6 protein-coding genes and 1 pseudogene are annotated in these 6,049 nt (G+C 45.5%); 1 reads left to right on the top strand and 6 read right to left on the bottom strand.

What is annotated here, in order from left to right:
* Positions 1-508 precede the first annotated feature (508 nt).
* The 5 genes and pseudogenes from QD47_RS31850 to QD47_RS24360 form a co-directional block, all read right to left on the bottom strand.
* Entirely contained in the window at positions 509-829 is a 321-nt protein-coding gene (locus QD47_RS31850; protein ID WP_152643866.1) for an IS3 family transposase, read from the bottom strand.
* A complete protein-coding gene (locus QD47_RS31845) occupies positions 819-1,421 on the bottom strand; it encodes an IS3 family transposase (RefSeq protein ID WP_161797199.1) in 603 nt (200 codons plus the stop codon). The genes QD47_RS31850 and QD47_RS31845 overlap by 11 nt, the downstream gene beginning before the upstream one ends.
* Complete coding sequence (locus tag QD47_RS24370; RefSeq protein WP_044648546.1) at positions 1,418-1,723, bottom strand: transposase; 306 nt, start codon at positions 1,721-1,723, stop codon at positions 1,418-1,420. The genes QD47_RS31845 and QD47_RS24370 overlap by 4 nt, the downstream gene beginning before the upstream one ends.
* Positions 1,724-2,136: 413 nt before the next feature.
* Positions 2,137-2,925: a TrmH family RNA methyltransferase gene (locus tag QD47_RS24365; protein WP_044648545.1), complete on the bottom strand. Its 789-nt coding sequence runs from the start codon at positions 2,923-2,925 to the stop codon at positions 2,137-2,139.
* 40 nt (positions 2,926-2,965) lie between these two features.
* A pseudogene (locus QD47_RS24360) lies at positions 2,966-3,631 on the bottom strand (potassium channel family protein); the annotation flags it as partial.
* Between the two features lie 161 nt (positions 3,632-3,792).
* Here QD47_RS24360 and QD47_RS24355 point away from each other — a divergent pair.
* The gene (locus tag QD47_RS24355) at positions 3,793-4,026 is read left to right on the top strand and encodes a small acid-soluble spore protein SspI (protein ID WP_044648543.1); all 234 of its coding nucleotides are present in this window, start codon (positions 3,793-3,795) and stop codon (positions 4,024-4,026) included.
* A gap of 146 nt (positions 4,027-4,172) precedes the next feature.
* Here QD47_RS24355 and QD47_RS24350 read toward each other — a convergent pair whose 3' ends face one another.
* Positions 4,173-5,753 carry a peptide chain release factor 3 gene (locus tag QD47_RS24350; RefSeq protein ID WP_044648542.1) on the bottom strand — a complete coding sequence of 527 codons (1,581 nt, stop codon included), beginning with the start codon at positions 5,751-5,753 and terminating at the stop codon, positions 4,173-4,175.
* Between the last annotated feature and the right edge of the window lie 296 nt (positions 5,754-6,049).

Here is a 6,049-nt window from a genome sequence, read left to right as displayed (position 1 = left end):
CAATATTATATGGAGTTGTAGTCAAAGACCTGCCTTTCTCATGCTCCTTCATCTCTAAATTAGATACAGAAAAAAGAGGGACACATCAATGTATGAAGTAATTGATTTAATTAAATTAGCTCAAAATGGGGACAGAGTAGCTGAAGCAGGACTTATAAAACATTACGAAACTTAATCTTAATCTCCTCCCTTTTCATTTTCATCATCAGGATACCCGTATATCAAACGAAATAGACAATTTACATATCTAATATTTCTCAAAATTAATAAACAAAATGAAATAACTGATGGGCATTTCTTCACCAGCTTAACAAATACAATCTAAAAACAGCTTGTTAATTATCTAAATATTCCCGGAAGCTAAAGACAAACTTTGCCTGAGTATCGACGGATGCAGCCTCCAAATAGCAGAAAGAGATTTGAATGAGGGTAACATTTCCCCAAAAACGGGTCACCATTTCACCTACCATCCATAACGTAAAACAGCCCGAAATTGAACTTACCCCTGTCAAATAGACAGTAAAGAAAATGCCCTTAAATTAAGCAGCTTGAGTCCGGTATTCAATCGGGCCTTGTTGTTCAAGTTAAGCTGGATGCGTTCCTGGTTGTAGAAACGGATGTAGGAATGGATCGCTTGAGTAAGATCTTCTACAGACCCAAATGTTTGAATGTACAGGCATTCGGCTTTGAGATGCCCAAAGAAATTCTCCATACAAGCATTATCCAGACAATTGCCCCATCTGGACATACTACGAATCATCTTGTATTCTTGAAGTACGTTTTTGTATTTGTGGGAGGTATACTGGAATCCTTGATCACTATGAATCAAGGTACCGGTTACCCCCTCTTTTTTTTATGGCTTGATCCAGTGTATTCAAGACGAGATCAAGATCGTTACGATGACTGATTTGGTACGCTACAATCTCCTTACTGTACAGATCTTTAATCGCTGAGAGGTACAGGAATGTCCCTTGATAAGGAAGATAGGTGATATCGGTCACCCACTTCTGATTGGGACGCTCTGCCGTAAACTCCCGGTTCAACGTATTATCCGCCTTATTCCCTTCACAGACAGGTTTAAAGAAGCGTTTCTTTCTGCGTATCCGGGATTGTAGACCCGCTTGCTTCAACAGTCGGTAAACCCGCTTGTGATTCACCTTGCAGGCGTACTGGCGACGAAGCCAAGCTGTCATTCGCGGATAACCATAGACCCCTTTCACGGCGTGGTAGCCCTCCTTCAACCAATCTAGGATCTGTTCGTCTTCTTGTTGCTTCCTTGATTTTTCCGGAGAACGACGTAACCATTTATAGTAACCGCTTCGAGACACGTGAGCCAATCTGCATAAATCATGGATCGGATATGCTGGGGATAGGCATTGAATCGTTTGATATACAGCGACATAGGTTTGATGGTTGCTCACCCCCTTTGGAATTCCCGCAGCTTTTTTAAGAATGCATTCTCCATTCGAAGTCTTGCGACTTCCTCCTCCAGACTCAATCCTTTTGTCCGGGGACGTCCTTTTCCCGTACCAATTTTGCTTCCTCTACGCTCGCTGAGGACTGTAATCCCTTCTTCTCGAAAGGCATGAACCCAGCGCCGAATCATCTTTGCATCCAGATTCAGATTTTTGGATAGTTGATAGGAGGTTTTTCCCTCTTCCAAGTACATTTTCACAATTTCCAACTTGAATTCCTGACTATATGTCTTTTTAATCTTCCCCATGAAAAAATCCCTCCTGAGTATATACAGTAAGGGGCTTATTCCTAACTGTCTATTCAAAAGGGATAATAACAAATAGAGAGCTTTTCATCGGGACTGTTTAGATTAGAGATATTAAATTGCCCTGTAGCTAAGACTGTATATAACAAATTGAAGCCGTGCAAAGGTAATTTTCCCTTTAGATAAAGTTTGTCTTACTTCTTGTTATAAAAAACAGGCTGTCCTTTTTCAACATAAAATAAGAAAACTTAGATTAATCTCTAACAGATAATTTTGTATTTACTTAGCCTTTATTCCCGATTTTACTGGGTTTTCGGGGATATTGACCGTCTCATTTAGATGATATAAGTTATCTCATTTGATAATATAATTAGTCTCAATTGATGTTATAACCCACAAATATATAGTTATTTCAACTAGCTTCGCTGTCTCATCGCCTCAAAAAGCAGCACCGTGGAGGCCATCGCTGCGTTCAGCGATTCCGCCTGCCCCTGCATCGGGATGAACACCGATTCATCCACCATACGTGCGGTAGCAGCGGAAATACCTTGGCCTTCGTTCCCAATCACAAGCCAAGTAGAAACACGCAAATCAACGGCATAGCACGACAGACTTGCGTCCAGCGAGGTGCTGATCAGTCGGGCACCTTTGCTTTTAGCCTGTGGCAAAAGCTCCTCCAGACTGCCCTCAATCACGGGCAGGTGAAAAAGCGATCCCATCGTAGAGCGGATCGTCTTCGGGTTGTACAGGTCGGCGCAGCCGTGACCCAGAATGACGCCAGCGGCTCCGGCGGCGTCGGCACTACGGATGATGGTGCCTACATTGCCGGGGTCCTGTACCCCGTCCAGCACAATCACCAGCGCAGCCGGCTGCTCCAGCAACGCCGGGAATGCGCCGCGCTCCTCCTTGTGCACGATAGCAAAAACGGACTGCGGTGTCTTCGTATCGGTGCATTTGGCAATGACCGCCGCCGATACGGGAATCCATTCCACCGGCTGGTCAGCTTGGTCCAAGCCATTCAGCTCGGCAGGAATGCCCTTGTCCAAATCATAGGCAACGCTTTCGACAACCGCGTTCGAACGCAGCGCTTCCTGCACCAGATGAATGCCCTCGACGATATATTTATGCTGCCGGGTGCGATGCTTTTTTTCCAGCAGTTGTGCCCATTCCTTTACACGTGTATTGTTCGGTGAAATGATTTCCATTCGTTATCCGTCCGTTCCTTTATAAATAAATGATTTATCATCACACTGCAAAAGCCAGCTCCAGCTTGGTTAAATCATCCTTGTGGCCTACAATAACCAGCACATCCCCCGTCTCCAGCCGATCCTCAGCATAAGGGGAGATATTCATTTCCTGATCTCGGCGAATCGCCATCACGTTACAGCCAAAACGAGCGCGTATATCAAGTTCCTTCAAATTTTTTCCTATCATGGAATCTGCGGCTTTTATCTCCAGAATACTATAATCCTTGGACAGCTCAATATAATCCAGAATATTCGGGGACGTCAAATGATGGGCTACTCGTAACCCCATGTCCCGCTCAGGATAAACCACCTTATCCGCGCCTATCTTTTGCAGCACTTTCCCATGCAATTCATTTTGCGCTTTTACGATCAGAGCTGGCACGCCCATATCCTTGAGGATTAATGTCGTCAATATACTTGCCTGTATATCTTCGCCAATCGCCACCACGATGACATCAAAATTGCGAATACCCAGCGCTCGCAGCGCTTCCTCATCCGTCGAATCGGCAGATACTGCATGTGTCACAATATTCGACATTTCCTGTGTGCGCTGTTCGTCCGAATCAATCGCCAGCACGTCAAAGCCCATTTCGCTCAATGCAGTGGCAACACTGGAGCCAAAACGACCCATGCCGATTACCGCATACTGCTTTTTAGCCATCCCTTCCTTACCTCCCGATCACCGTACTGTCCGTCATAGTATAGCATAACCCGCCAAAAACATAAATTTGGCATGCTTATGCCAAATGCTTCTTCAATGTATACCGGGCAGCAGCCCAAGCCATAATACACCCGACAACAATTATAAACATACGGGAGGTACACATGCCCATTACACTGGATTTACGACAAGCCATTGTTCACAAAGTTCACGGCAAATCAGAAGCTGATCTTACCGATATGATTATCGGGTCAGTGGATGGACCAGAGGCCGCTTTGCCCGGATTGGGTGTCATTCTTGAGGTGGCATGGAAGCACATGAACCAAACCCAGCAACAAGAGTTTGTCCACCTGGCACATGAGCAGCTTGATAAAATCAAGCCCGTCCCGCTAACCTGAGTCCTATCTTCAAACTTTTGTTCAATCCTGCTTCATCCCACTGGCCGTATACGAGAAAAGTCCACTCGCCGTAACACCGAGTGGACTTTTCGTTGTACAGATCAAATAACAATTTTCATTCCTGTCCTGCTTATCAAATCCAAATCTTATGGAGCCATCTCCAAAAACTTGGCTGTAGGATTTTTCTCTATAGCGGTCCGCATCGCATACTCATTTTCGAACAAGGCAACATAATTGCCCTTCTTGTCCTTCACCAACGTAGAGTTAATACGGAATTTGCTTGGATCAATCTGATCATCCACAATCCAGCGTGCAAATTGGAATGGCATACGCTGAAGCTGTACATCAACTCCATATTCACCCTTCATGCGGTACTCAAATACTTCAAATTGCAGTTGACCGACAACGCCCAGCAGCGTATCGTCAAAGCTTACTGTACGGAACACCTGAATCATACCTTCCTCGGTCAACTGGTCAATACCCTTCAAATACTGCTTGTGCTTCAAGGCATTTTTCACCGTTACCTTGGCAAAAATCTCAGGCGAGAAGGTTGGCAACTCATCAAATACAACCTCTCCACCTTGACTAAGTGAATCCCCAATACGGAAAATACCCGGATCAAACAAGCCGATAATATCGCCCGGGAAAGCTTCCTCGACAATATCGCGGTCCTGCGCGAGAAACTGCTGTGGTTGGGACAACTTAATCTCCTTGCCCATCCGTACATGCTTAACACTCATCCCCCGTTGGAACTTACCAGACACAATACGCAGGAATGCGATGCGGTCACGGTGAGCCGGGTTCATGTTTGCTTGAATTTTAAATACATAGCCGGTAAATTTCTCGTTCGTCGGCTCGATTTCCCCCGCTGTACTGTGACGCGGCTCCGGCTTGGGAGCAAGCTGAAGAAAGTTTTCCAAAAACGTTTGAACTCCAAAGTTATTAATCGCACTACCGAAGAATACAGGCGTTAATTCCCCGCGCTGTACTTTCTCCATGTCAAAAGGGTCACCCGCAACATCGAGTAACTCCAGATCCTGACACAATTGGTCATGCAAATATTCACCCGCCATTTCGCGAATGATTGGATCATTGTAACCCTCCACTTTTTGTACCTTGATCGTGGAATGGTCGTCTCCCTGAAACAGCTCGACCTGATTTTTGACACGGTCATAGACACCACACAACTCACGTCCTGTACCAATTGGCCAGTTCATAGGCACCGAACGGATGCCGAGCACCTGCTCCAGCTCCTCCATCAGATCAAAAGGACTGCGTCCCTCACGGTCCAGCTTGTTAATGAAGGTGAAAATCGGAATGCCACGCTTGGCACAAACCTGAAACAGCTTAATCGTTTGCGCTTCCACACCCTTCGCTACATCAATCAGCATGACTGCGCTATCCGCTGCTGTTAATGTACGATAAGTGTCTTCACTAAAATCCTGGTGACCTGGGGTGTCCAGAATGTTAATGCGATGCCCATTATAATCAAATTGCATAACTGAGGATGTGACCGAAATTCCCCGCTGCTTTTCAATTTCCATCCAGTCACTCGTGGCGTGCTTGCTTGCCTTACGCGCTTTAACTGAACCGGCAAGACGAATCGCGCCCCCGAACAGCAGCAGCTTCTCCGTCAGTGTCGTTTTCCCCGCATCCGGGTGAGAAATAATCGCAAACGTGCGCCGTTTGTCGACTTCCTGTTGAAGTATATCCAGTGTTTTACTCATTTCACATATCCCTTCATGATCAAATCCATTGCGTTCCTGCTCAAGCTATTCATAAAAAGGCCATGATGCACGCCTGTTATCGTAAATTCATTGGTGCTATCGGTTTCTTTACCGTTAGATCCAGTATTCGGCGTACTCCGTTACCATATTCATTATAAATACGATCTATTTACATGTTTTAGCCTGCCTTTAACGTATAATCAGCTGCAAACTGAAAACCTGAGACTAAGTTATTATAGCACACTCCGAACGCAAAGCATCCCCTTACATCCTGAACAGGACGTAGGGGGATGCTG

It is taken from the genome of Paenibacillus terrae (genome assembly GCF_000943545.1).
GTDB lineage: Bacteria > Bacillota > Bacilli > Paenibacillales > Paenibacillaceae > Paenibacillus > Paenibacillus terrae_A.
Note: the sequence above shows the minus strand (reverse complement) of the source record. Positions and strands in the feature narration are given on the sequence as shown.

Bases quoted from the DNA above. Each gene is read 5' to 3' on its own strand.
- QD47_RS24370 (WP_044648546.1), bottom strand. From the start codon at position 1,723: ATGGGGAAGATTAAAAAGACATATAGTCAGGAATTCAAGTTGGAAATT.
- QD47_RS24350 (WP_044648542.1), bottom strand. From the start codon at position 5,753: ATGAGTAAAACACTGGATATACTTCAACAGGAAGTCGACAAACGGCGC.
- QD47_RS24365 (WP_044648545.1), bottom strand. From the start codon at position 2,925: ATGGAAATCATTTCACCGAACAATACACGTGTAAAGGAATGGGCACAA.
- QD47_RS24355 (WP_044648543.1), top strand. From the start codon at position 3,793: ATGCCCATTACACTGGATTTACGACAAGCCATTGTTCACAAAGTTCAC.